Origin of the sequence: Streptomyces virginiae, from assembly GCF_041432505.1 — a bacterium.
Lineage (GTDB): Bacteria > Actinomycetota > Actinomycetes > Streptomycetales > Streptomycetaceae > Streptomyces > Streptomyces virginiae_A.
This window is the reverse complement of record NZ_CP107871.1, coordinates 5,208,867-5,231,309: the sequence shown is the minus strand read 5'-3', so window position 1 is coordinate 5,231,309 and position 22,443 is coordinate 5,208,867. Positions and strand designations below refer to the sequence as shown.

General features: G+C 71.3%; 24 protein-coding genes and 1 pseudogene. 9 read left to right on the top strand and 16 right to left on the bottom strand.

What is annotated here, in order from left to right:
• Positions 1-129: 129 nt before the first annotated feature.
• Complete coding sequence (locus OG624_RS24510) at positions 130-1,374, top strand: LCP family protein (RefSeq protein WP_371639841.1); 1,245 nt, start codon at positions 130-132, stop codon at positions 1,372-1,374.
• On the top strand, positions 1,362-2,756 hold the full coding sequence (locus tag OG624_RS24505) for an FtsW/RodA/SpoVE family cell cycle protein (RefSeq protein ID WP_161290234.1): 1,395 nt from the start codon (positions 1,362-1,364) through the stop codon (positions 2,754-2,756). The genes OG624_RS24510 and OG624_RS24505 overlap by 13 nt, the downstream gene beginning before the upstream one ends.
• A gap of 513 nt (positions 2,757-3,269) precedes the next feature.
• On the opposite strand, the gene OG624_RS24500 is transcribed toward OG624_RS24505, so the two are convergent.
• Together OG624_RS24500 and OG624_RS24495 are read right to left on the bottom strand one after the other, a co-directional pair.
• Entirely contained in the window at positions 3,270-3,476 is a 207-nt protein-coding gene (locus tag OG624_RS24500; RefSeq protein WP_033219449.1) for a hypothetical protein, read from the bottom strand.
• Positions 3,469-3,624, bottom strand: a complete 156-nt coding sequence (locus OG624_RS24495) for a hypothetical protein (protein WP_158711805.1) — start codon at positions 3,622-3,624, stop codon at positions 3,469-3,471. The genes OG624_RS24500 and OG624_RS24495 overlap by 8 nt, the downstream gene beginning before the upstream one ends.
• A gap of 227 nt (positions 3,625-3,851) precedes the next feature.
• Here OG624_RS24495 and OG624_RS24490 point away from each other — a divergent pair, with 227 nt between their 5' ends.
• From OG624_RS24490 to OG624_RS24475, 4 genes and pseudogenes are all read left to right on the top strand, one after another.
• Positions 3,852-4,574 carry an XRE family transcriptional regulator gene (locus OG624_RS24490; RefSeq protein WP_371640869.1) on the top strand — a complete coding sequence of 241 codons (723 nt, stop codon included), beginning with the start codon at positions 3,852-3,854 and terminating at the stop codon, positions 4,572-4,574.
• Positions 4,483-4,926 (top strand): annotated as a pseudogene (locus OG624_RS24485) (NUDIX domain-containing protein); the annotation flags it as partial. The gene OG624_RS24490 and the pseudogene OG624_RS24485, both read left to right, overlap by 92 nt.
• Entirely contained in the window at positions 4,857-5,606 is a 750-nt protein-coding gene (locus OG624_RS24480) for a UTRA domain-containing protein (RefSeq protein ID WP_371640868.1), read from the top strand. The pseudogene OG624_RS24485 and the gene OG624_RS24480, both read left to right, overlap by 70 nt.
• 173 nt (positions 5,607-5,779) lie before the next feature.
• Positions 5,780-6,064, top strand: a complete 285-nt coding sequence (locus OG624_RS24475; RefSeq protein WP_033219443.1) for a hypothetical protein — start codon at positions 5,780-5,782, stop codon at positions 6,062-6,064.
• Between the two features lie 426 nt (positions 6,065-6,490).
• Here the strand turns inward: OG624_RS24475 and OG624_RS24470 are convergent, their stop codons facing one another.
• On the bottom strand, positions 6,491-7,378 hold the full coding sequence (locus OG624_RS24470) for a polysaccharide deacetylase family protein (protein WP_371639840.1): 888 nt from the start codon (positions 7,376-7,378) through the stop codon (positions 6,491-6,493).
• The gene (locus OG624_RS24465; RefSeq protein ID WP_371639839.1) at positions 7,375-8,322 is read right to left on the bottom strand and encodes a polysaccharide deacetylase family protein; all 948 of its coding nucleotides are present in this window, start codon (positions 8,320-8,322) and stop codon (positions 7,375-7,377) included. Before OG624_RS24465 ends, OG624_RS24470 begins: the two co-directional genes overlap by 4 nt.
• A 72-nt stretch (positions 8,323-8,394) precedes the next feature.
• Here OG624_RS24465 and OG624_RS24460 point away from each other — a divergent pair, with 72 nt between their 5' ends.
• The gene (locus OG624_RS24460) at positions 8,395-9,648 is read left to right on the top strand and encodes a class I SAM-dependent methyltransferase (RefSeq protein WP_371640867.1); all 1,254 of its coding nucleotides are present in this window, start codon (positions 8,395-8,397) and stop codon (positions 9,646-9,648) included.
• Positions 9,649-9,711: 63 nt separating this feature from the next.
• Here the strand turns inward: OG624_RS24460 and OG624_RS24455 are convergent, their stop codons facing one another.
• From OG624_RS24455 to tsaB, 4 genes are read right to left on the bottom strand one after another with little or no spacing between them, the layout of a single operon-like run.
• Positions 9,712-9,984, bottom strand: a complete 273-nt coding sequence (locus tag OG624_RS24455) for a hypothetical protein (protein ID WP_244290969.1) — start codon at positions 9,982-9,984, stop codon at positions 9,712-9,714.
• Complete coding sequence (gene tsaD / locus OG624_RS24450) at positions 9,981-11,114, bottom strand: tRNA (adenosine(37)-N6)-threonylcarbamoyltransferase complex transferase subunit TsaD (RefSeq protein ID WP_033225086.1); 1,134 nt, start codon at positions 11,112-11,114, stop codon at positions 9,981-9,983. Before tsaD ends, OG624_RS24455 begins: the two co-directional genes overlap by 4 nt.
• A complete protein-coding gene (gene rimI / locus OG624_RS24445; protein WP_051763744.1) occupies positions 11,107-11,586 on the bottom strand; it encodes a ribosomal protein S18-alanine N-acetyltransferase in 480 nt (159 codons plus the stop codon). The genes tsaD and rimI overlap by 8 nt, the downstream gene beginning before the upstream one ends.
• Positions 11,587-11,615: 29 nt before the next feature.
• Entirely contained in the window at positions 11,616-12,278 is a 663-nt protein-coding gene (gene tsaB / locus OG624_RS24440) for a tRNA (adenosine(37)-N6)-threonylcarbamoyltransferase complex dimerization subunit type 1 TsaB (RefSeq protein ID WP_033225084.1), read from the bottom strand.
• Between the two features lie 119 nt (positions 12,279-12,397).
• Here tsaB and OG624_RS24435 point away from each other — a divergent pair, with 119 nt between their 5' ends.
• The gene (locus OG624_RS24435) at positions 12,398-12,952 is read left to right on the top strand and encodes a hypothetical protein (RefSeq protein WP_030725877.1); all 555 of its coding nucleotides are present in this window, start codon (positions 12,398-12,400) and stop codon (positions 12,950-12,952) included.
• A 110-nt stretch (positions 12,953-13,062) separates the two neighbouring features.
• Here OG624_RS24435 and OG624_RS24430 read toward each other — a convergent pair whose 3' ends face one another.
• The 8 genes from OG624_RS24430 to OG624_RS24395 form a co-directional block, all read right to left on the bottom strand.
• Positions 13,063-13,248, bottom strand: coding sequence for a hypothetical protein (locus OG624_RS24430; protein ID WP_106971517.1), 186 nt, complete (start codon positions 13,246-13,248; stop codon positions 13,063-13,065).
• A 115-nt stretch (positions 13,249-13,363) separates the two neighbouring features.
• Complete coding sequence (gene tsaE, locus OG624_RS24425) at positions 13,364-13,930, bottom strand: tRNA (adenosine(37)-N6)-threonylcarbamoyltransferase complex ATPase subunit type 1 TsaE (RefSeq protein ID WP_106971516.1); 567 nt, start codon at positions 13,928-13,930, stop codon at positions 13,364-13,366.
• Positions 13,881-15,140 carry an alpha/beta fold hydrolase gene (locus tag OG624_RS24420; RefSeq protein ID WP_371588297.1) on the bottom strand — a complete coding sequence of 420 codons (1,260 nt, stop codon included), beginning with the start codon at positions 15,138-15,140 and terminating at the stop codon, positions 13,881-13,883. Before OG624_RS24420 ends, tsaE begins: the two co-directional genes overlap by 50 nt.
• Positions 15,085-16,221 (bottom strand): alanine racemase, encoded by a 1,137-nt coding sequence (alr, locus tag OG624_RS24415; protein WP_371639838.1) that lies wholly within the window; start codon positions 16,219-16,221, stop codon positions 15,085-15,087. Before alr ends, OG624_RS24420 begins: the two co-directional genes overlap by 56 nt.
• 134 nt (positions 16,222-16,355) lie before the next feature.
• Positions 16,356-17,765, bottom strand: coding sequence for an NAD(P)H-hydrate dehydratase (locus OG624_RS24410; RefSeq protein ID WP_371588296.1), 1,410 nt, complete (start codon positions 17,763-17,765; stop codon positions 16,356-16,358).
• Positions 17,766-17,774: 9 nt separating this feature from the next.
• Positions 17,775-18,143 carry a holo-ACP synthase gene (locus OG624_RS24405; RefSeq protein ID WP_033225080.1) on the bottom strand — a complete coding sequence of 123 codons (369 nt, stop codon included), beginning with the start codon at positions 18,141-18,143 and terminating at the stop codon, positions 17,775-17,777.
• A 21-nt stretch (positions 18,144-18,164) separates the two neighbouring features.
• Complete coding sequence (gene glmS, locus OG624_RS24400; protein ID WP_033225079.1) at positions 18,165-20,012, bottom strand: glutamine--fructose-6-phosphate transaminase (isomerizing); 1,848 nt, start codon at positions 20,010-20,012, stop codon at positions 18,165-18,167.
• A 123-nt stretch (positions 20,013-20,135) separates the two neighbouring features.
• Positions 20,136-20,915, bottom strand: a complete 780-nt coding sequence (locus tag OG624_RS24395) for a hypothetical protein (RefSeq protein ID WP_033225078.1) — start codon at positions 20,913-20,915, stop codon at positions 20,136-20,138.
• Between the two features lie 299 nt (positions 20,916-21,214).
• On the opposite strand from OG624_RS24395, the gene coaA reads away from it, so the two are divergent.
• Positions 21,215-22,264, top strand: coding sequence for a type I pantothenate kinase (coaA, locus tag OG624_RS24390; protein ID WP_030725900.1), 1,050 nt, complete (start codon positions 21,215-21,217; stop codon positions 22,262-22,264).
• Positions 22,265-22,443 lie beyond the last annotated feature (179 nt).

Sequence of the window (22,443 nt, the reverse complement as noted above, 5' to 3'; positions counted from 1 at the left end):
CCGGGCCTCTCGTGGTTCCGCGCGTCCCTCAGCTCCGCGCCGGGCCTCTCGTGGTTCCGCACCGCGCGCCGGCTCCGCGCCGCGCGCTCTCAGGATTCCTTCAGCGCTCCTCCCCCAGCATCGACAGGCATGAGCGCGCACCGGAGGAAGCCGACGACCCGATCCCGCCGCCGCCGGCCGTCCCGCCGCCGACGGGCGGCCCGCACGCTGCTGGTCTGCGGCTGCGCGCTGGTGGCCCTGGCCGGGGGCGGCGCCTGGTACCTGTACCGCGACCTCGCCGGCGGCATCGGCAGCTCCAAGGCCCTCGAAGGCGCGGAGAGATCGAAGTTCGGCGACAGCAACATCCTGCTCATGGGCCTGGACAGCCGCCGGGACCAGAACGGCGAGAAGCTGCCGGCCGAGATCCTCGACAAGCTGCACGCCGGCAGCTCGGACATCGGCGGCTACAACGCGAACACCCTGATCCTTCTGCACGTGCCCGGGGACGGCAGCCAGGCGAAGGCCTTCTCGGTGCCGCGCGACGACTTCGTCGACATACCCGGCCAGGGGAAGGACAAGATCAAGAAGGCGTACGGGCTGGCGAAGGAGAAGAAGCAGGAGCAGCTCGCCGCGCGGGGGGTCGAGGACGGTCGGCAACGCGAGCAGGCCGGCCGGGAGGCGGGGCGCGCGGCGCAGATCGAGACGGTGCGGAACTTCCTGGGGGTCCCGATCGATCACTTCGCCGAGCTGAACCTGGCCGGTTTCCACCACCTGGCGGACGCGCTGGGCGGCGTACCGGTGTGCCTGAACAAGGCGGTGAAGGACACGTACTCGGGCGCCGACTTCCCGGCGGGTCCGCAGACGCTCGACGGCGGGCAGTCGCTCGCCTTCGTACGGCAGCGGCACGGTCTGGACGGCGGCGACCTGGACCGCACCAGGCGGCAGCAGGCCTTTCTCGCGGGCGCGGCGAAGAAGCTGAACTCGGCCGGGACCTTCACGGACCCGGCGAAGCTGATCAAGCTGATCGACGTCGCGAAACAGGACGTGGTGACGGACGAAGGGTGGGATCTGTCGGCGTTCTTGAAGCAGGCGAAGAACCTGTCCGGAGGGAAGGTGCGCTTCACGACGCTTCCCGTCGAACGCTTCGGAAGGAACCATGGGGAGGACATCAACGTCGTAGATGATATGAAGATAAAGCGCCTCATTGCCGAACAGATCGGACCCAAAGATTCCGCCGCCCCCGGCACACCGGGCGCCCCGTCCTCACCCTCACCTTCGTTCTCGCCTTCACCCTCGCCCTCGCCCTCGTTCTCACGCGAGGCAGCACCCCCGCCGTCCTCCCCGTCCGTCCCGTCCGCCCCCCAGGACGTCGGCGGCATCCCGTGCGTGGACTGAAACCGCTGACGACGGCGGTCGCCCGGCGGCGCACCGAGGCACTGCTCCTGGTCTTCGTCACCGGCATCGCCGTCTTCGGCCACGCCGCCGCGGGCCTCGCCATGAACGGCGAGCTGCCGCCCAAATTCATCGACTTCGCCATCAGCATGACCCTGCTGTCACTGGTGGGGCACCTGGGCATACGCCGGTTCGCGGCCTACGCGGACCCGCTGATCTTCCCGCTCGCCATGCTGCTGACCGGCCTGGGGCTCGTACTGATCCACCGGCTCGACCAGGGCTACATCGAGCGGTGGAACTCGGAGGCGAACGCCCCGGGCCAGCTGTTGTGGACGGTGGTCGGCGTGGCCGCCTGCATCGCGGTCCTGGCCCTGCTGCGCGACCACCGGCTGCTCCAGCGGTTCATCTACATCACGATGGCGGTCGCGCTGGTCCTGCTGATCGCGCCCGCGTTCTTCGGCGCGGACACGTACGGCGCCAAGCGGTGGATCATCCTCTTCGGCTTCTCGATCCAGCCCGGCGAGTTCGTGAAGATCATGATCGCGATCTTCTTCGCCGGCTACCTGGTCATCCACCGTGACTCGCTGGCCCTGACGGGCCGCCGGTTCCTCGGCATGCGCCTGCCTCCGATGCGCCAGCTCGGACCCATCATCACGGTGTGGATCCTCTCGATGCTGGTGCTGGTCTTCGAGCGGGACCTGGGCACGTCGCTGATCTTCTTCGGCGTCTTCGTGGTGATGCTGTACGTCGCCACCGAGCGCACCAGCTGGATCGTGTGCGGCCTGGTCATGGCCTCGGCGGGCGCCTTCGTGGTCGGCTCGACGGAGCCGCACGTCAAGGCGCGCGTGGCGGCCTGGCTGAACCCGCTCTCCGTCTACTGGGAGAACCCGCCCCCGGGCGTCACCTCGGACCAGTCGGCGCAGGCGCTGTTCAGCTTCGGCACGGGCGGGATCTCGGGGACCGGCCTCGGCATGGGACACCCCGAGCTGATCAAGTTCGCCGGCCGTAGCGACTTCATCCTGACGACGGTGGGCGAGGAGCTGGGCCTGGCCGGGGTGATGGCCGTACTGATCCTCTACGCGCTCCTCGTGCAGCGCGGGCTGCGCATGGCACTCGGCGCCCGCGACCCCTTCGGCAAGCTGTTGGCGGTGGGCCTGGCCTCGGCGCTGGCCTTGCAGGTCTTCGTGGTCGCCGGAGGCGTCACGGGCCTGATCCCCCTCACGGGCAAGGCCCTGCCCTTCCTGGCCAAGGGCGGCTCGTCCCTCCTGGCCAACTGGATCATGATCGCGCTGCTCCTGCGCATCAGCGACAGCGCGGAACGCCAACGCGAGGCGGACAGCCACGGCCCGGTGGAAACGACGATCACCCCGGTGGTGCGGGTGTAGGGGGCGGGGCTTCGGGGAGCGGGAGCCACTCGACCGGCATCAGAGCTGTGTATGGGGGTTTCCCGTCAGTCCCATCGTCCCTCCGGGTCGGGCCGGTCCCTCAAGGGCGCTCCTTCGTCGTCGCGTCGCTACGCGATGGCCTGCGGCCACCCTTGACCGACCGTCCCGCCCCGGAGAAACGAAAGACTGCCGAGAAGCCCCCAAAAGAACGAGCCGGTCCAAGGCACGAAGGACGGGGACATCACAGACCGCGAGGGGGATCCCCGTGGGCACGGTCCCGAGGCGAGGCCCACGGAAGGCCGGCCGGTTTCGGGGAAGGCGCGTCCGATCGCTACACGCTTCTCACCTCTCAGCGTCTCCAGCCCGTCCTGGGCCGGACATAGGCCGCCCACGACTCGTTGGAGCTCCTCACTCACGCGTCCGACGACCGCCTGTGGTCGTTACGAGGCATGCACCGCCGATCCCTCGGCCATACCGCGCTGGAGCCGAGCCACCACGCGCACGACACCCTCGTCAGGCAGGCTGCACATTGGCGACCGAGGTGGTGAACTCACGGCCGGACGCGCCACGGATGTATGCCAGCTCCATCCAGCGCTCAACGCCGGCATCGGAGACGTTTTCGTTGATCACTGCCATCAACTCGCCCTCGACGCCTGAAGCGATGTCACGGACGCGGCGGCGCAGCAGCCGGTGCGGCACATATTCGTAGCCCTCACTCATCGGGCACCCCCTGCAGGGTGCTGAGGAAGCGCTCCCAGCCGATCAGCGCTCGGTCCAGCAGATCCGTGCCGGGTCCGTCCATCACTGCCGTCCGGACCGATGGGCCGTCTTCCCTCGAGATGAAGAACATCTCGCTGTGTTGACGCACGAAGACCACTCCTCCGTCGTGAGACCGCTGCGCGAGCAGATCTCCTCTTCGTCGTCGACTCTGGTGTCGTGGAAGAGACATGACTCGATGTTCCGTCCCTCGTCAGAGCGTTGCTACTGCGTTCACAGGACGTTTGGGACGCTCTATCGCTACGGTTCGTACGTCCCTGACAAGCGCGGAGGCGAACCGTGAATCATTCGCTGCGTCGAGCCATGGCGAATGCCAGGATGACCGAAGTGCAGCTCGCAGAAGCCTGTCGGGTCGACGCGAAGACAGTCGGTCGCTGGATCACCGAGCCGAACCGAGTGCCCCATGCGCGGCACCGATGGGCAGCCTGCGAGGCATTAGGCGAGGAGGAGGCAGCCTTGTGGCCCAACGCAGTCCGGTCGGCCCTCAGCACGGGGCCGGACAGAGAAATAGTTCAGGTCTTTCCCTATCGATCGGCCGCGCCGGCGAGCCTGTGGAAGTCCCTCGTGACAAAAGCTCATCGCGAGCTGGTGTTCGCCGGGTACACGAACTACTTCCTTTGGCTGGAGCAGGCAAACCTGGCAGGCGCCCTGCGCCGCAAGGCCCAGGGCGGATGCCGAGTGCGGTTCCTGATCGGTGACCCGAGCAGTCCCGTAACGGCAGCACGAGAGGCCGAGGAAGGCGTACCGCTGACCCTTTCCACGCGCATCGCCGTGACCCTGAGCGAGCTGGAGAAGCTACGCGACGTCAGTGGTATTGAGGGCCGGTTCGAAACCGGGCACGTCAACCTTTCCGTCTTCCGGTTCGACGACGAGATGATCGTTACTCCCATCCTTGCCCGCAGGGTCGGCCACGATTCACCGATGATGCACCTGCGGCGCAGACAGGCGGATGGAATGTTCGACCGGTTTGCCGCTCATGTGGAAGAGCTGTGGAGCCGTGGACGTGACATCCGGGAGGAGGGTCGTGATGGCCCGGCGTGACTACGAGGACGACCCCGAAGCCCCCAAAGCGAACAACCTGGTGCCGGCCGCTTCCGCGATTGTCGTCGACGGCGACGGCCGGGTGTTGCTGCAGCGACGTACGGACAATGGGATGTGGGCCCTGCCCGGCGGAAAGATGGAGCTCGGGGAGAGCATCGGCGAGTGCGCGGTCCGGGAGACGCTCGAGGAGACTGGCATCACGGTCGAGATCGTCGGGATCGTCGGTACGTACACGAACCCCGGACACGTCTTCGCCTATGACAACGGGGAAGTCCGTCAGGAATTCTCGATCTGCCTTCTCGCCCACCCCACCGGCGGAAGCCTCCGGACGTCCGACGAGTCGTTCGAAGTCGCGTGGTTCACCCCCGAAGCGACCGAGGACCTCCCGATGGTGCCCAGCATCCGCAAACGCATCAACGACTGGCGAGCGGCTGGCGGCCCCGTCGTGCGCTGACCTCAAGGAGTGGTTTCATGACCGGCCAGGACATCTCCGGCCGATCGTTCAGGCCCCTGCGGCGGCGCGGTATTCAGCGGCTGGCGCAGGAGCAGTGGGGATCGGGCCGTTCCGTCTGGTCCACCGATACCGAGGATCGAGAGCTGGTCGTCGATCAGATCGAGGTACGTGAGGAAGATGCGAACGGGCGCGTCTGCGACCTGCTCGGCGTTGCGGCGGGGACTCGGGTGTGGGCGCGCAGCCGCCGCTTCGTGCTCGATGGCAAGCCCGTGCTGTTCGCGATGTCGTACCTGCCGTCGGATGTCGTCGCGGACTCGGCCATCACGCAGGTCGACACCGGCCCCGGTGGGGCGTACGCGCGGCTGGCCGAACTGGGGCATGCGCCGGTGCATTTCCGGGAGGAGATCCGGTCCCGGATGCCTTCGGCAGACGAGGCCGAGCGGCTCTCGCTCTCCATGGGCACACCCGTCATCCACGTCGTCCGCACCGCGTTCGCCGAAGGTGGGCGGGTCGTCGAGGTCAACGAGATGACGCTGGACTCCGCCTCCTACGTGCTGGAGTACGACTTCGACGCCTAGACGACCGGCTGCGGTAGCGGGACCTGGGGGCGCGGCCCGGGGCGAGAACCCTTGCCTGCTCCAGGCGGGCCGCGTCCCTTCCGGTGACAACCGGGCGCCGCGTGCGCCAAGTACGCGTCGGTCCGGGTACGTCCTCTTCGCAACGACGCCGACCACCGTTGAGGAGATCGACCATGTACGCAGCTGTCCGGCGATATGAAGGCGTGACCGACCCGGCCGAGGCCGGGCGCATCGTCGACGAGGGGTTCGTGCCGATCATGCGCCAGGTCGCCGGATTCGTGGCGTACTTCTGGGTCGACGCCGGAGGCGGGGTGATGGTGTCCACCAGCGTGTTCCGGGATCGTGCGGGCGCCGACGAGTCGATCGAGCGGGCGGCGCACTTCGTACGCGACAACCTGGCCCAGTACCTGCCCAACCCGCCGCAGGTCACAGCCGGCGAGGTCGTCGCCTCCGCCTAGCCGTCGGACCGAGGTCGTGGGCGGCCTGTGCCCGGCCCAGGACGGGCTGGAGACGCTGAGAGATGAGGAGCGCGTAGCGATCGGGCGCGCTCCCCCGAACCCGGCCGGCTTCCTGTGGGCCCCGTCTCTCGGTCGTACCCTTTCGCGCCCGACAAGGCCGGGCGTCTCCGACCGCCCCGTCCTTCGTGCCTTGGACCGGCTCGTTCTTTTGGGGGCTTCTCGGCAGTCTTTCGTTTCTCCGGGGCGGGACGGTCGGTCAAGGGTGGAGCGCAGCGACATCGCGAAGCGACGCGACGACGAAGGAGGAGCGCCCTTGAGGGACCGGCCCGACCCGGAGGGACGATGGGACTGACGGGAAACCCCCATACACAGCTGTGATGCGGATCGAGTGGGTCCCGCCCCAGAAGCCCCCGCCCCGCCCCCGCCCTACAAGTAGTCCTCCAGCCGACCGATCCGGTAGCCCTGTTCCTGGATGCGCTGGAGCATGCGCGTCGTCATCTGGGTTTCCGTCGTGCCCTTGAGCTCACCGGGGCCGCGGAAGTGGGCCAGGATGATGTCGCCCGGCTTGAGGGCGGAGCCCTCGGCGTACTGGAAGTTGTTGATCTGCATCGAGACCCGCCACAGCACCAGGGACGAGACTCCGCACTCCGAGGCCGCCCGGAGGGTGTCGTCGTTGTAGTTGCCGAAGGGCGGGCGGAAAAGCGGTGGGCGCTTGCCGAAGCGCTTCTCCAGGCGTTCCTGCTGGCCGCATATCTCCTTCTTCTGGCCCTCGAAGGAGAGGGTGCGCAGATTCGGGTGCGTCAGCGTGTGGTTGTTTATCGTGCTCGCGGAGCCGTTGTCGCGGATCTTCTCGAAGTGTCCGTAGTCCGCCGAGGCCACGCTGTCCGTGAGGAACATGCTGATCGGCAGCTTGAGGTCGGCCGCCATCTTCAGGAACTCGGGGTCCTTCTCCGCGCCGTCGTCGAAGGTCAGGAAGACGACCTTGTCGTCGGCCGGGACGGGTATTCGGTCGATCACGGGGACCTTGCCCGGCCCGGTCTTCGGGATCTGCGGTTTCTGGGCCGGCTTGGGCGCGTACTGGAGGGGGGCCGTCAGGCCCCACTTCTTGTACGCCGCGTCGGACGCGCCCCCCGGCGCCGGCGACGGCGACTGCGACGCCGTCGACGGCGTGGCGCCGTCCGTCCCGGCCGTCGGCTGCGCCGTCTTGGCGGCCAGTCGTTCGGTGGGGTCCGCGCTGTCCCCGCACCCCGTCAGGGACAGCGCGAGCGCGCCGGCCGCCAGCGTTCCGGCTACCAACCGGCGCGCGTGCTTCACAGATAGTCCTCCAGGCGAGCCACGGCGTATCCCTTGTCCGTGACGGTCTTCATGACATGACGGATCATGTCAGGCATCGTGCCCTTCCAGTCCTCCTTGCCCCGGAAGTGCGTGAGGATGATGTCACCGGGGTGCAGATCGCGGTCCCATTCCCGGTAGTCCATCCGGTTGGTGAACGCCTCCGCGTTCCACAGCGGGACCGCCTTGATGCCGCAGGACTTCGCCGCGCGCAGGGTGTCCTGGTTGTAGTTGCCGTACGGCGGCCGGAAGAGGGTCGGTCGCTTGCCGAACTGCTTCTGGATCGTGTCCTGCTGGCCGCAGATCTCCTCGCGCTGCTGCTCGTAGGACAGGCCGGGCATGTAGCGGTGGTTGAGCGTGTGGTTGTTCAGGGTGACGCCCGCGTCCTGCATCTTCTTGAAGTACGGGTAGTTGTCCCGTACGACGTAGTCGCTGAGGAAGGCCGTGTACGGGATCTTCAGCTCCTGCATCATCTTCAGGAACTCGGGGTCCTTCTCCGAGCCGTCGTCGATCGTCAGGAAGACGACCTTGTCCTCGGTCGGGACGGTGGTGAAGACGTTCGGGTACTCCTCCTGGTCCTCCACCTCGAAGCCGTCGCGCGTGTGGATCTCGGGCTTCTCCTTCGGTGCCGGCGGGGCGGCGAGCGGGGTCTTGCGCAGTCCCCACTTCTTGGCCGCGACGACGCGCGCCTGTTGGACCGCCTTGGCCTTCTCGGCGGCGCTGAGCGCGCCCGCGGCGCCCGCCTCCGCAGCCTTGGCGGCCTTCTCCTTCGCGGCCTTGTCCGGCCCGGAGTCCCCGGAGCCGCACGCCGTACCGAGGGCGGCGACGAGCAGGGCCGCCACGGCCACCCCGAACCGGCCGCGCGGACCTGCCGCGTACCGGTGACCCTGTTGCGACTTATTTCCCTTTTGTCGTACTAGCTGCATAGCAGCGCATCCTGACACCCGACACACGGTCTCCCCGGAAGACACCGCGAACGCGGTTCCACCTTCCTTCGACTGGCCCACACCGGCCGCGTCCGCCCCGTCGCCGACAATGGACCCGTGACCCCCGAAGACTTCGCCGCCCTCCTCACCCCCGAGGGCCGCGCCCTCCTCGACTCGCTCCGCGACCACGACCCCGCCCAAGAGCTGGCCCTCGCCACCCGGCTGCGCCGCGAACACCCCGCCGCCCTGGTCTCCGCCGCGCTCGGGCAGGCCCGGCTGCGGCAGCGCGCGGTGGCGAAGTTCGGCGCCGAGGACGCCTTCCGGATGTACTTCACGCCCGGCGGCGGGGAGATGGCCACCCGCGCGTCCGTGGCCTCGTACCGGGCCGAGCGGCTCGCCGCCCTCGGCGTGCGCAGCCTCGCGGACCTGTGCTGCGGCATCGGCGGGGACGCCCTCGCGCTGGCCCGGCTCGGCATCCGGGTGCTCGCGGTGGACCACGATCCGCTCACGGTCGCCGTCGCGCGGGCCAACGCCGAGGCGTTGGGGCTGGCGGACCTGATCGAGGTCCGGGAGGCGGATGTGACGGAGGTGGACACCGCCGGCTACGACGCCGTCTTCATCGACCCGGCCCGGCGCGGGGGCCGCGGCCGGATCTTCGACCCGGAGTCCTACTCGCCGCCGCTGTCGTGGGCGGTGGAGACGGCCCGGGCGGCGAAGTACGCCGCCATCAAGATCGCGCCCGGGATCCCGCACGAGGCCGTGCCCGCGGAGGCCGAGGCCGAGTGGATCTCCGACCAGGGGGACGTCAAGGAGGCCGTGCTCTGGTTCGGGACCGCGCCGGGGACCGTGCGCGCCACCCTGCTCCCCGGGCCGCGCGATCTGCACACCACCGATCCGCTGCCGGATCCGGAGGCCGGACCGGTCGGCCGCTGGCTCTACGAGCCCGACGGCGCCGTCATCCGCGCCCACCTGGTCGCCGAGGTCGCCGAGCAGCTGGACGGGCGGCTGATCGACCCGACCATCGCCTACATCACCGCCGACGAGCTTCGCGCGACGCCGTACGCGACGGCGTACGAGATCACCGATGTGCTGCCCTTCGGCCTGAAGAAGCTGAAGGCGCTGCTGCGCGAGCGCGGCGTCGGGATCCTGACCGTGAAGAAGCGCGGCTCGGCGATCGAGCCCGAGGAGCTGCGCAAGAAGGTCAAGCCGCAGGGACCGAACTCCGCGACCGTCTTCCTGACCCGGGTGGCGGGAGCCCCCTCGATGCTGATCGGCAGCCCGGCCGTACCCCCTGCCGGGCCGCCCGCGGCGACGCCCGGCCGGTGACACCCCTGGCCCCGCACCCCGCCCCGCACCCCGGGGCGGGTGGGGGCGCGGCTGTCGGCGGTGTCAGCCGCCGTCGACCTCCACCGATTCGAAGCGCCAGCGGTGCACCGCTCGGGTGATCAGGTCGGCGGCGGGTTCCGGCAGCTCGGGGAGGTCGGACGCGACGCCCTCGGCGGCCTCCCACCAGGTGATCACGAGGACCCGGTCCTGCGGGGCCCGGAACACTTCGCGGCGCACCGGCTCCCGGGCGAGGACCTGGGCGCGGGCCCACTCCAGCAGCTCGTTGCCCCGGCCGTCGGCGGCCCGGGCCTCCCACATCAGCGCGACGGTGCTCACGAGTACAGGTTGTCCTTGCTCAGTTCGTGCACGTGGTCGTGATCGTGACTGTGCCCGTGCCCGTGGCCGCTCCCGTGCTCGTGCGCGGTGCCCGGCACGTGCGGGTCCGTCACCGGCAGCGAGGAGTCGGCCGACAGGTCCCAGTCCGAGGCGGGCCGGTTCCGCTTGACCATCTCCGCGCCCAGGGCCGCGACCATCGCGCCGTTGTCGGTGCACAGCTTCGGCCGCGGCACCCGCAGGATGATCCCGGCGTCGTCGCACCGCTCCTGCGCCAGCGAGCGCAGCCGCGAATTGGCCGCGACACCGCCGCCGATCATCAGGTGGTCGACGCCCTCGTCCTTGCACGCGCGGATCGCCTTGCGCGTCAGCACGTCCACCACGGCCTCCTGGAAGGACGCCGCCACATCGCGCACCGGGACCTCCTCGCCCGCCTTCCGCTTCGCCTCGATCCAGCGGGCGACGGCCGTCTTGAGGCCGGAGAAGGAGAAGTCGTACGGGGCGTCGCGCGGGCCCGTCAGGCCGCGCGGGAAGTTGATCGCCTTCGGGTCGCCCTCGCGTGCGAGCCGGTCGATGACCGGGCCGCCGGGGAAGCCCAGCTGGAGCACGCGCGCGATCTTGTCGAAGGCCTCGCCCGCCGCGTCGTCGATGGTCGCGCCGAGCGGCCGTACGTCGGAGGTGATGTCCGGGGCCAGCAGCAGCGAGGAGTGCCCGCCGGACACCAGCAGCGCCATCGTGGGTTCCGGCAGCGGCCCGTGCTCCAGCTGGTCCACGCAGATGTGGGAGGCGAGGTGGTTCACCCCGTACAGCGGCTTGCCGAGCGCGTAGGCGTAGGCCTTGGCCGCCGAGACGCCCACGAGCAGCGCGCCCGCGAGGCCGGGGCCGGCGGTGACGGCGATGCCGTCGAGGTCGCGGGCGCTGACCCCGGCCTCCTTCAGGGCGCGTTCGATGGTGGGGACCATCGCCTCCAGATGGGCCCGCGAGGCCACCTCGGGCACGACGCCGCCGAAGCGGGCGTGCTCGTCGACGCTCGACGCGATCGCGTCCGCGAGCAGGGTGGTGCCGCGGACGACGCCGACGCCGGTCTCGTCGCAGGAGGTCTCGATGCCGAGGACGAGCGGTTCGTCAGCCATTGCTCTCACTGCTCTCAGTTCGTGCTTGTGCGGGGTCGGTCAGTCGCATGACGAGCGCGTCGACGTTGCCGGGCTGGTAGTAGCCGCGCCGGAAGCCGATGGGCTCGAAGCCGAAGCGCTCGTAGAGCTTCTGGGCGCGGGTGTTGTCCACCCGTACCTCCAGCAGCACCTCGGCGCACTCGAACGCGGTGGCGGCGCGCAGCAGATCGGTCAGGAGCCGGGCGCCGAGCCCGGTCCCCCACTGGTCGCGGGCGGCCGCGATGGTCTGTACGTCGGCCAGGTCACCCGCGGCGGCCAGTCCGGCGTAGCCCACCAGACGGCCCGCCGCGTCCTCGGCGACGATGTAGTGGCGCGTGGCCTGGGGGCCACGGGCGTGGGCGAGTTCGGACCAGAACATGCCGGCGGACCAGGCGTCCTCGGGGAACAGCTCGTGCTCCAGTTCCAGCACGGGCCCGATGTCCCACCAGCGCATCGCGCGCACGGTGTGGGGGGTCGCCGGGGTCACTGTGGGGTGACCACCTTGTAGTTCTTCGGCACCTGGGCGTCGGGCCGGCGCAGGTAGAGCGGGGTCGGAGGCAGGAACTCCAGCCCGGCCGCCAGGCGTTCCGCGGCCAGCGAGGCCATGGCGGCGGCCGACTGGTGCTCGGGGTTCCGGGCGTCCGTGAAGACCTCGGGGTAGAGGAGCGCTCCCTGGCCCACGGCGGGCAGGCCCGCGACCTGCTCGGCGATGTCGGCGGGGCGGTCCACGGCCGGCTCGCCGACGCGCGTGCGCGGGTCCTCGTACCGGGCCCAGTAGACCTCCTTGCGCCGCGCGTCGGTGGCGACGACGAAGGGGCCCTCGATGCCGGCGGCGCCGGCGGCGTACGCGAGGCCGTCGAGCGTGCACAGGCCGTGCACGGGCACGCCCAGCACGGCGGCGAAGGTGGAGGCGGTGACGAGGCCGACGCGCAGCCCGGTGTAGGGGCCGGGGCCGACCCCGACGACGACGCCGGTGACGGCTTCGAGCGTGACCCCGGCCTCGGCGAGGACCTTGTCCACGGAGGGCAGCAGGAGCTCCCCGTGGCGGCGGGCGTCGACCTGGTTCGACTCGGCGACGACGGACTCACCGTCGTGCAGGGCGACGGTGACGGCGGGCGTGGCGGTATCTACGGCGAGCAAGAGCACGCGAACAGCCTACGACTCCGGCGGCCGCACCCCTTGCGGCCGGTCTCGGAGCAGGGCGGCTGCTACCTTTCGACGGGGTACCTGACGTGGTATCGGTCGGCGCGGAAAGGTGGAGCAAGGTGGCACGCAGCAGCTCGGGAATCGTGGCCGGGCTCACCGCCGCGGCAGTGGCCGTCGTCGGCTTCCTCGGCTACCAGGCTTCCGCCACGGCGCCCGCGCACCCCCCGAAGGCGGCCGCGCAGGAGCCTGCTCCCGCCGCGAGCCCGGCCGCCAAGCAGGATCCGGCGAAGCCGGTGGCCGTGCCCGAGGGTTCCGGCACCGGGGTGCGTGTCGTGTACTCGGTGGGTCAGAAGCGGGTGTGGCTGGTGGGCGACCCCGCGCAGCCGCCGAAGTCGTTCACGGTGATGCCGAGCACGGTGCACCCGAAGCCGGGCACCTACACGGTCGGTTCGCGCTCGGGTTCGGTCACCGGGTCGGACGGCGTGCCGATCGAGCACGTCGTGCGGTTCGCGAGCACGGAGGGTGTGGCGGTCGGTTTCAGCGCCCGTACGGACGGCGCGCTGCCGGAGCCCGACCCGAACAAGAAGACCGGCGGTATCCGGATGACCCGTGCCGACGGCGACGCGATGTGGGCGTTCGCGACGATCGCCGCGAAGGTCGTCGTCGTTCCCTGACGGACCGCTGACGGATCACGGGCGGGGCGCCCGCTCATTCACCCGACCGGGTGATGCGCCGGGACGCCCAGGATGCTTCGGGCGCCCGCGGGACACCCCGGGAACGCCCCTCAGGCCGCTTCGGACTCCGGAGCGGCCTCTTCGTGTGCCGTGTCGACGGGCGCGCCCGGGCGCGTGGCGTACTCCCGCGCGGGTGGGGTCGAGACGGCGGTGGCGGCCACGCCGGCGGCGAGGAGCGTCCACATGGAGACGGTGGACGGGCGGGGTTCGCGATGTGCTCCTGCTGGTGCCGACATGGCTGCCTCCTGGACCCGGGACACCGTACTTAGGCATACCTAAGAAACTCTCGGTACCATGTCACCACGAGGGCCGCCGACAGCGCAATATCTTGCCGACGAGTTGTCGGTACGTTTACTCCGAGAGGGCCCCTGCCAGGGCGTCGAGTCCGGCGCCGGCGCTCCAGCGCTCCCCGACCCCGCGCACCAGGACCTCCCGTACGTCGTCCAGGACCTCCTCGTGGCCGACCGCCCGCGCGATCACCACGTGCAGCCGGTCGTCGGAGAGCTCCTCCACCTTGCCGTCGCCCCACTCGACGACGACCACGGACTCGGGCAGCGAGACGTCGAGGTCCAGGTCCTCCATCTCCTCCAGCCCGCCGCCCAGGCGGTACGCGTCCACGTGCACCAGCGCCGGTCCGCCGGTCAGTGAGGGGTGCACGCGGGCGATCACGAAGGTCGGCGAGGTCACGGCCCCGCGCACGCCCAGGCCCTCGCCGAGGCCCCGGGTGAGCGTGGTCTTGCCCGCGCCCAGCTCGCCGGTCAGCAGGACGAGGTCGCCGGGGCGCAGCAGGGCGGCGATCCTGCGGCCCAACTCCTGCATGGCGTCCGGGGAGTCGATGGTGATCCGGGTCTCCGCGCCGGCCGCGGCCTCAGGTGCCGGCGCCTGGCTGCGCTGTGCTTCCAGCGGTACTTCTTCCATGCCCGCCAACGTTAGTCGCTGCGGGGAGGGCCGCCGCCCCGGTGCGCGCCAGCAGCTCGGTGAGCAGCCGCGTCACGGTCTCCGGGCGTTCCAGCATCATCAGGTGCCCGGTGGACTCCAGGACCACGAGGTCGGCGCCGGGGAGCGCCTCCTTGATGGCGACACTGTGCGCGGCCGGGGTGATCATGTCCTTGTCCCCGGCGATGACCGTGACCGGCAGGTCCGCGAACAGCTGGAGCGCGGAGGTCTTGTCGTGGGTCTGGAAGGCCGGGTAGAACTCGGCGACCACGTCGATGGGCGTAGCCTCGATCAGCCGCTCGGCGAACCGCGCGACGCCCGGGTCCACGTCCCGGGAGCCGAACGAGTACATCTTGATCATTCCGGCGAAGAGGTCCGCGGTCGCCCGCCGGCCCTTCTCCACCAGCTCCACCTGTGAGCCGAGCGCCTTGAGCACGCCCGGCAGGATCCGGCGCACGGCGCCCATGCCGACGGCCGGAAGCCCGTAGGTCACCTCGCCGAGCCGGCCGCTGGACGTGCCGACCAGGGCGATGCCGACGACGCGGTCGCGCACGAGCTCGGGGTACTGCTCGGCGAATCCCATGATGGTCATTCCGCCCATCGAGTGACCCACCAGGATCAGCGGCCCCTCGGGAGCGGTCGCGTCGATGACGGCCTTGAGGTCCCGGCCGAGCTGGTCGATGCTCACCGGCTCGCCGTCGGCCTGGGCGAGGCCGCGGGCGCTGCGGCCGTGGCTGCGCTGGTCCCAGTAGACCGCGCGGACCACGCCGCGCAGGGCGGCGCGCTGGAAGTGCCAGGAGTCCTGGCCGAGGCAGTAGCCGTGACAGAAGACGACGGTGGCCTGGGGTTCGGCCTTGCGCCGCAGTCGCCGCCGTTTGCCGTCCTCGGGGAGCTCGTCGACCTCGTAGTAGAGCTCGGTGCCGTCCTCGGCCCGGCAGATCCCCTCGGCGCCGCGTAGGGACCCGTAGTCCCCGGCCGCGTCGAGGGCGAGGCGTGCCTTCATCCGCATGCCGCGCCCGACGGTGATCCGTTCGACCGCGACACCGGCCGCCGCGCCCGCGGCTATCACGCCGATGGCGGCGCCCGCCCAGCCGGCCTTGCGCCAGTTCTCGCTCACGCCGCCGCCCTCACTCCGCTCAGCCGCCCAGGTACACCCGGGGTACACGTGCACCGATACGGGTGACGATCTCATACGCGATCGTGTGCGCCGCTCGTGCCCAGTCCTCGGCGGTCGGTTCACCGCGCTCCGCGTCCCCGAAGATGACGGCCTCGTCACCCGCGCGGGCGTGTTCCTCCCCCAAGTCGACCACGAACTGGTCCATCGCGACGCGCCCGGCGACCTGGCGGATCTTGCCGCCGACGAGCACCGGGCCGAGGCCGGAGGCCTGCCGCGGGATGCCGTCGGCGTAGCCGGCCGGGATCAGCGCGAGGTTCGTCTCGGTGTCGGTGACGTAGTGGTGGCCGTAGCTCACCCCGTGCCCGGCGGGGACCGTCTTGACCAGCGCGAGGGAGGCCTTGAGGGTCATCGCGGGCCGCAGGCCCAGCTGGGCCGGGGTGCCGAGCTCGGGGGCGGGCGAGACCCCGTAGACGGCCAGCCCGCAGCGCACCAGGTCGAAGTGCGACTCGGGCAGGGTGAGGGTGGCGGGCGAGTTGGCGATGTGCCGGACCTCGGGCTCGACGCCCTCCTTCTCGGCGTACGCGAGCATGTCGCGGAAGGCTGCCAGCTGGAGCTGGATCGAGGGGTGCCCGGGCTCGTCGGCGCAGGCGAAGTGCGACCAGAGGCCGGTGACCTGGACGGTGCCCTCGGCCTGGGCGGCGACGGCCGCCGCGACCAGTGCCTCCCAGTCGGCGGGCTGGCAGCCGTTGCGGCCGAGGCCGGTGTCGGCCTTGAGCTGGATGCGCGCGGTGCGGCCGGCCGCGCGGGCGGCGCTGCGCACCTCGTCGAGGGCCCACATTCCGCTGACGGAGACGTCGATGTCGGCCTCGACTGCCTCCCGCCAGGGCCCGCCGGGGGTCCAGAGCCAGCACATCAGGCGCCCCTGGATCCCGGCGGCGCGGAGCGCGAGGGCCTCGTCGGGCGTGGCGGTACCGAGCCAGGTGGCTCCGGCCTCCTGGGCGGCCTGGGCGCACTGCAGGGCGCCGTGCCCATAGGCATTCGCCTTGACCACGGCCATCAATGCGGCTCGGGGCGCCCGCTCGCGCAGTGCGCGCACGTTCGCCCGTACGGCGTCAAGATCGATCTCGGCGTACACGCGCGTCGCTGTCTCGTTCATCGGGGTCAGTCTCTCAGAACCCCCGCCAAGGCTTGCGGGGGCTGGCCCGACCGGTCACCGCGCTTCCGCCACGGGGGCCGGTGGGCGCGGGCCGCCGCCGCGCGGAGCCGCTCCCCGCCCGGCCCTTCACGCCGTCAGGGGTGGCGGGTGTCGCGCCAGGCTTCCGGGAGCGCTTCGGCGACCTGGTGGGCCAGCAGGGGGCCACCGACGCGGCGCGCCGCCAGGCCGTGGAGGTACGCGCCCACCGCGCCCGCGTCCGCCCCGGACAGCCCGCCCGCCAGGAGCGACCCGGCCAGGCCGGACAGCACGTCGCCGCTGCCCGCGGTGGCCAGCCACGGGGTGGCCGTCGGGTTCACCCGAACGGTGCCCTCCGCGCCGGAGGCGACCAGGGTCGTCGAGCCCTTCAGCAGCACCGCCGCCCCGTACCGCCGCGCCAGCGTCCGTACGGCGTCCAGCCGGCCCGCCTCGACCGTCTTCCGCTCCACCCCCAGCAGCGCCGCCGCCTCCCCCGCGTGCGGGGTCAGCAGGGTGGGGGCCGTCCGGGCCCGCAGCGCCGCCGGGTCCAGTCCGCGCAGCCCGTCCGCGTCGACCAGCACCGCCGTGTCCCCCGCCAGCAGTTCCGCGACCTCCCCGGCGCGCCCCTCGCCCAGCCCCGGGCCGACCACCCACGCCTGCACCCGGCCGGGCCCGATCAGTGTCTCGGGGTAGCGGGCGAGCACCGCCTCCTGGGCGGCCGCCGGCCCCACGTACCGCACCGCTCCCGCGCCGCCGCGCAGCGCTCCCGCCACGGCGAGCACCGCCGCGCCGGGGTACCGGGCGGACCCGGCGACGATCCCGACCACGCCCCGCCGGTACTTGTCGCTCGTCGCCGTCGGCTCCGGCAGCAGCCTCGCCACATCCGCGTGCTGCAGCGCCTGCACCTGCGGCGACGGGAGTTCCAGCCCGATGTCGACGAGGTGCACCGCGCCCGCCCGCGAGGCCCCGGGGTCGATCAGCAGGCCGGGCTTGTACGCCCCGAAGGTCACCGTCACCTCGGCGGTCACGGCCGGACCCGCCACCTCCCCGGTGTCCGCGTCGACCCCGCTCGGCAGGTCCACCGCGACCACGGGGACCCCCGGCGGGACGCTCTCCACCAGGGCCGCGGCCGCCGGGCGCAGCCCGCCCTTGCCGCCGATCCCGAGCAGCCCGTCCAGGACGAGGTCCGCCCGCCGCGGTACGGCCCGTTCCACCCGTCCCCCGGCGGCCCGCAGCGCGGCCAGGCCGCCCGGGTGCATCCGCTCGGGGTCCATCGGCACGGCCGTCACCCCGGCCCCGCGCCGGGCCAGTCGGGCGCCCGCGTACAGCGCGTCGCCGCCGTTGTCCCCGGGGCCGACGAGCAGCACGACCCGGGCCCCGTAGACCCCGCCGCGGGCCCGCCGCAGGAGCCCGGCACAGGCGGCGGCGAGGCCGGCCGCCGCCCGCTGCATCAGGGCGCCTTCGGGCAGCCGGGCCATGAGCTCGCGCTCGGCGCCCCGTACGGTCTCCACGCTGTAAGCAGTGCGCACGGACTGCCCCTACCCTTCTGCGATCACCACGGCGGAGGCGACACCGGCGTCGTGGCTGAGCGAGATGTGCCAGGACGTGACGCCCAGTTCCAGGGCCCGCGCCTCGACCGTCCCGGACACCCGCAGCCTCGGCCGGCCGCTGTCCTCGACGTACACCTCGGCGTCGGTCCACAGCAGGCCGGCCGGCGCGCCCAGCGCCTTGGCCAGTGCCTCCTTGGCGGCGAACCGCGCGGCGAGCGAGGCGGTCCCGCGCCGCTCGCCGCTCGGCAGCGTCAACTCGGCGTCGACGAACAGCCGCCCGGCCAGGTTCGGGGTGCGCTCCAGTGCCGCGCCGAACCGCTCGATCTCCGCTACGTCGATCCCGACGCCGATAATCACAACGACAACTCCAGCCGCCTACTACTCCACCGTCACCGACTTGGCGAGGTTACGCGGCTGATCCACTTCGTTGCCGCGCGCCGTCGCCAGCTCGCACGCGAACACCTGCAGCGGAACCGTCGCCACCAGCGGTTGGAGCAGCGTCGGCGTCACCGGGATCCGGATCAGGTGGTCGGCGTACGGGACGACCGCCTCGTCGCCCTCCTCCGCGATCACGATGGTCCGCGCCCCGCGTGCCCGGATCTCCTGGATGTTCGAGACGATCTTGTCGTGGAGCACCGACCGGCCGCGCGGCGACGGTACGACCACCACCACCGGCAGGTCCTTCTCGATCAGGGCGATCGGCCCGTGCTTGAGCTCGCCCGCCGCGAAGCCCTCGGCGTGCATGTACGCCAGCTCCTTGAGCTTGAGCGCGCCCTCCAGCGCCACCGGGTATCCGACGTGTCGGCCCAGGAACAGCACGGTGTTCTTGTCGGCGAGGGAGCGCGCGAGTTCGCGTACCGGCTCCATGGTCTCCAGGACCGTGTCCACGGCCGCGGCGATGTCCGACAGCTCGCGGATGACGGCCTCGATCTCGTCGCCCCACTTCGTGCCCCGGACCTGGCCGAGGTAGAGCGCGACCAGGTAGCAGGCCACCAGTTGGGTCAGGAAGGCCTTGGTCGAGGCGACGGCCACCTCGGGACCGGCGTGCGTGTAGAGCACGGCGTCCGACTCGCGCGGGATCGTCGACCCGTTCGTGTTGCAGATGGCCAGCACCTTGGCGCCCTGCTCGCGCGCGTGGCGCAGCGCCATCAGGGTGTCCATGGTCTCGCCGGACTGCGAGATCGCGACGACCAACGTCCGCTGGTCCAGGATCGGGTCGCGGTAGCGGAACTCGCTCGCCAGCTCCGTCTCGCACGGGATGCGGGTCCAGTGCTCGATGGCCAGCTTCGCGATCATGCCCGCGTGGTACGCCGTACCGCAGGCCACGATGACGACCTTGTCGACCTCCCTGAGCACCGAGACGGGGATGCGTACCTCGTCCAAGGTCAGCGAGCCGCTCGCGTCGATCCGGCCCAGGAGGGTGTCGGCGACGGCCTTCGGCTGCTCGGCGATCTCCTTGAGCATGAAGTAGTCGTAGCCGCCCTTCTCGGCCGCAGAGGCGTCCCAGTCCACGTGGTACGCCCGCACGGTCGCGGCGGTGCCGTCGAAGTTGGTCACCGTGACGCCCTCGCGGCGGAGCTCGACGACCTGGTCCTGCCCCAGCTCGATCGCGGACCGGGTGTGGGCGATGAAGGCGGCCACGTCCGAGGCGAGGAAGTTCTCGCCCTCGCCGACGCCGACGACCAGGGGCGAGTTGCGGCGCGCGCCGACGACCACGTCGGGCTCGTCGGCGTGCACGGCGACGAGGGTGAAGGCGCCTTCCAGGAGCCGGCACACGTGACGCATGGCTTCCGCGAGATCCCCGGTGGCCGAGAACTGCTCCGCCAGCAGGTGCGCGACGACCTCGGTGTCCGTCTCGGACTCCAGACGGTGTCCGCGTTCGGTGAGCTCGGCCCGCAGTGCGGCGAAGTTCTCGATGATCCCGTTGTGCACGACGGCGACGCGTCCCGAGTTGTCGAGGTGCGGGTGGGCGTTGGCGTCGGTGGGCCCGCCGTGGGTCGCCCATCGGGTGTGCCCGAGCCCCGTGGAACCGGACGGCAGCGGGTGCCCGACCAGCTCCTTCTCCAGATTGACCAGCTTCCCGGCCTTCTTGACGGCCGCCAGGCCGCCGTCCGCGAGTACGGCGACCCCGGCCGAGTCGTAGCCGCGGTACTCCAGCCGCTTGAGTCCGGCGATGACCACATCGAGCGCCGACTGCGCTCCCACGTAACCCACAATTCCGCACATAGGCCGCAGCGTACGCCGTAGTTGGCTGTCTGCCCCGTAGCCGAACAAGACGAAAAACCCGCCCCGGCGCGTGCGCCGGGGCGGGTCGATGGGTCTGCGGGCAGACGTGTCTGCGGGCAGGCGTCAGCCGAGCTTCTTGACCTGCGCGTCGACGATGTCCTTCGAGAGCACCGGCTTGCCGCTCATGTTCTGCACCGAGAACGTGGCGAGGGTGTTGCCCTTGCGCACCATGACCACCTGGCCGGCCATCGGGGTCTCGGCGTCGCCGAAGTCCGCCAGGAAGGAGACGGACTCGTCGCCGGCCGTGACGGGGTCGCCCGCGACGACCTTGTTGATCTTCAGGGCATCGCCGTCCTGCGTCATCGTGTACCCGCCCGCGCAGGCGGTGCCCGACTTCTTGAAGGCGGCGAACGCCTCCTCGGCGCCCTTGCCGTCGTAGGAGGTCAGGGTCACCGAGGTGCCGGTGGCGCCGGCGAGCAGCTCCAGGCCGGCCTTGAACTTGTCCTCGGCCGAGGCGTTGGGGTCGGCCGCCTTGCCGGAGGTGCCGCCGACCTGGGTGCGGGCCACACCGGTGGAGGTGCCCTGGGGCTCCATCGACGCGGCCTGGCCGAGCGGCTTGCATTCGGCCTTGTCGGTGGTGGCCGCGAGCTTCTTGAGCTGGTCCGCGGAGGGCGCCTTGACGAGGCTGTCCTTGGGGGCCTCGGCCTGGGTCAGCAGGAGGGGCGCCAGCTCGGCGTCCGTCTTCCCCTTGGCCGCGGCGGCGGGGGCCGACGAGGAGGCCCCGGACGGCTTGGCGTCCGCCTTGGTGTCGTCCTTCTTGTCGGAGCCGCAGGCGGTCGCCAGCAGGGCCAGGGACACCGCGGACGCGGTCAGGACGGTACGGCGGACGAGAGTGTTGCGCACGAGAAGACTCCCCCATGGAGACGGCTGCGAAAGGGCAGCACGAACCGCACCCCCGAAGCGGGGGCGTGGACACGACTGCGGTGATCAACAATGTACGGGTCAATCGATCATCGTGTGGCCCGGGGCGGCGTTCGTCGGCGATCGTGACCCGGGCGAGACCCCATGAATTTCCAATCGCAACCAGTGCGCGTACAACCTCACGCCCACGGGCCGGGCTCCGGCCCGGTGGCCGTCCCTCCCGTCGGGCACGTGACCGACCACACCACCCACAACCGCCCCGGAGCCCCGACAATGGCGGTGTGATCACTTCGCCGCCACGAAGCAACACGCCGGACAACGCAACGGAGCGCACCGGCCGGGACGGGCACCCCACCCGCCCCGGGCACCGCCGCGGTCCCGAGGCCTCGCCCTACGTCGACCTCACCCGCGCCGAGTGGAGCGCGCTGCGGGAGAGGACCCCGCTGCCGCTCACGGCCGACGAGGTGGAGCGGCTGCGCGGCCTCGGCGACGTCATCGACCTCGACGAGGTACGCGACGTCTACCTGCCGCTGTCCCGGCTCCTCAACCTCTACGTCGGCGCCACCAGCAACCTGCGCGGCACCCTCAACACCTTCCTCGGTGACGCGGGCAACGGGCACGGCGCCCAGCAGGGCACCCCCTTCGTCATAGGGGTCGCCGGTTCGGTCGCCGTCGGCAAGTCCACCGTGGCCCGCCTGCTGCAGGCCCTGCTGGCCCGCTGGCCCGAGCACCCCCGCGTGGAGCTGGTCACCACCGACGGCTTCCTGTATCCGATGAAGGAGCTCCAGCGGCGTGGGCTGACCTCCCGCAAGGGGTTCCCGGAGTCCTACGACCGCCGCGCGCTCACCCGCTTCGTCGCCGACATCAAAGCCGGCAAGGACGAGGTCCGGGCCCCGGTCTACTCGCACCTGATCTACGACATCGTCCCCGGCGAGGAGCTCGTCGTCCGCCGCCCGGACATCCTCATCGTCGAGGGCCTCAACGTGCTCCAGCCGGCCCTCCCCGGCACCGACGGCCGTACCCGCGTCGCCCTCGCCGACTACTTCGACTTCAGCGTGTACGTGGACGCCCGCCCCGAGGACATCGAGCGCTGGTACCTGAACCGGTTCCGGAAGCTGCGCGCGACCGCGTTCCAGAACCCCTTCTCCTACTTCCGCAAGTACACCCAGGTCTCCGAGGAGGAGGCCATGGAGTACGCGCAGACGATGTGGCGGACGATCAACCGCCCCAACCTGCTGGAGAACGTGGCGCCCACCCGCGGCCGGGCCACCCTCGTCGTCCGCAAGGGGCCCGATCACAAGGTGCAGAAGCTGAGCCTGCGCAAGCTCTAGGGGGTGTCCGCGAAGTAGCGCCGGCCGCCCGAAGGGCGGGCCCCGCGGCGAGGTGCGGTGCCGGGCGCCGCGGGGCAGGCGGGACTTCGCGGACACGCCCTAGCGCCAGAGGGTGTCTTGCCGGTCAGGGCGGGCTCGCCCTGACCGGCAAGACACCCCCCGGTCGCTAGGGTGCGAAA

Bases quoted from the DNA above. Each gene is read 5' to 3' on its own strand.
- OG624_RS24510 (WP_371639841.1), top strand. From the start codon at position 130: ATGAGCGCGCACCGGAGGAAGCCGACGACCCGATCCCGCCGCCGCCGG.
- OG624_RS24500 (WP_033219449.1), bottom strand. From the start codon at position 3,476: ATGAGTGAGGGCTACGAATATGTGCCGCACCGGCTGCTGCGCCGCCGC.
- OG624_RS24490 (WP_371640869.1), top strand. From the start codon at position 3,852: ATGACCGAAGTGCAGCTCGCAGAAGCCTGTCGGGTCGACGCGAAGACA.
- OG624_RS24475 (WP_033219443.1), top strand. From the start codon at position 5,780: ATGTACGCAGCTGTCCGGCGATATGAAGGCGTGACCGACCCGGCCGAG.
- OG624_RS24465 (WP_371639839.1), bottom strand. From the start codon at position 8,322: ATGCAGCTAGTACGACAAAAGGGAAATAAGTCGCAACAGGGTCACCGG.
- tsaD (WP_033225086.1), bottom strand. From the start codon at position 11,114: ATGGCTGACGAACCGCTCGTCCTCGGCATCGAGACCTCCTGCGACGAG.
- rimI (WP_051763744.1), bottom strand. From the start codon at position 11,586: ATGCGCTGGTGGGACATCGGGCCCGTGCTGGAACTGGAGCACGAGCTG.
- OG624_RS24430 (WP_106971517.1), bottom strand. From the start codon at position 13,248: ATGTCGGCACCAGCAGGAGCACATCGCGAACCCCGCCCGTCCACCGTC.
- tsaE (WP_106971516.1), bottom strand. From the start codon at position 13,930: ATGGAAGAAGTACCGCTGGAAGCACAGCGCAGCCAGGCGCCGGCACCT.
- OG624_RS24420 (WP_371588297.1), bottom strand. From the start codon at position 15,140: ATGAGATCGTCACCCGTATCGGTGCACGTGTACCCCGGGTGTACCTGG.
- alr (WP_371639838.1), bottom strand. From the start codon at position 16,221: ATGAACGAGACAGCGACGCGCGTGTACGCCGAGATCGATCTTGACGCC.
- glmS (WP_033225079.1), bottom strand. From the start codon at position 20,012: ATGTGCGGAATTGTGGGTTACGTGGGAGCGCAGTCGGCGCTCGATGTG.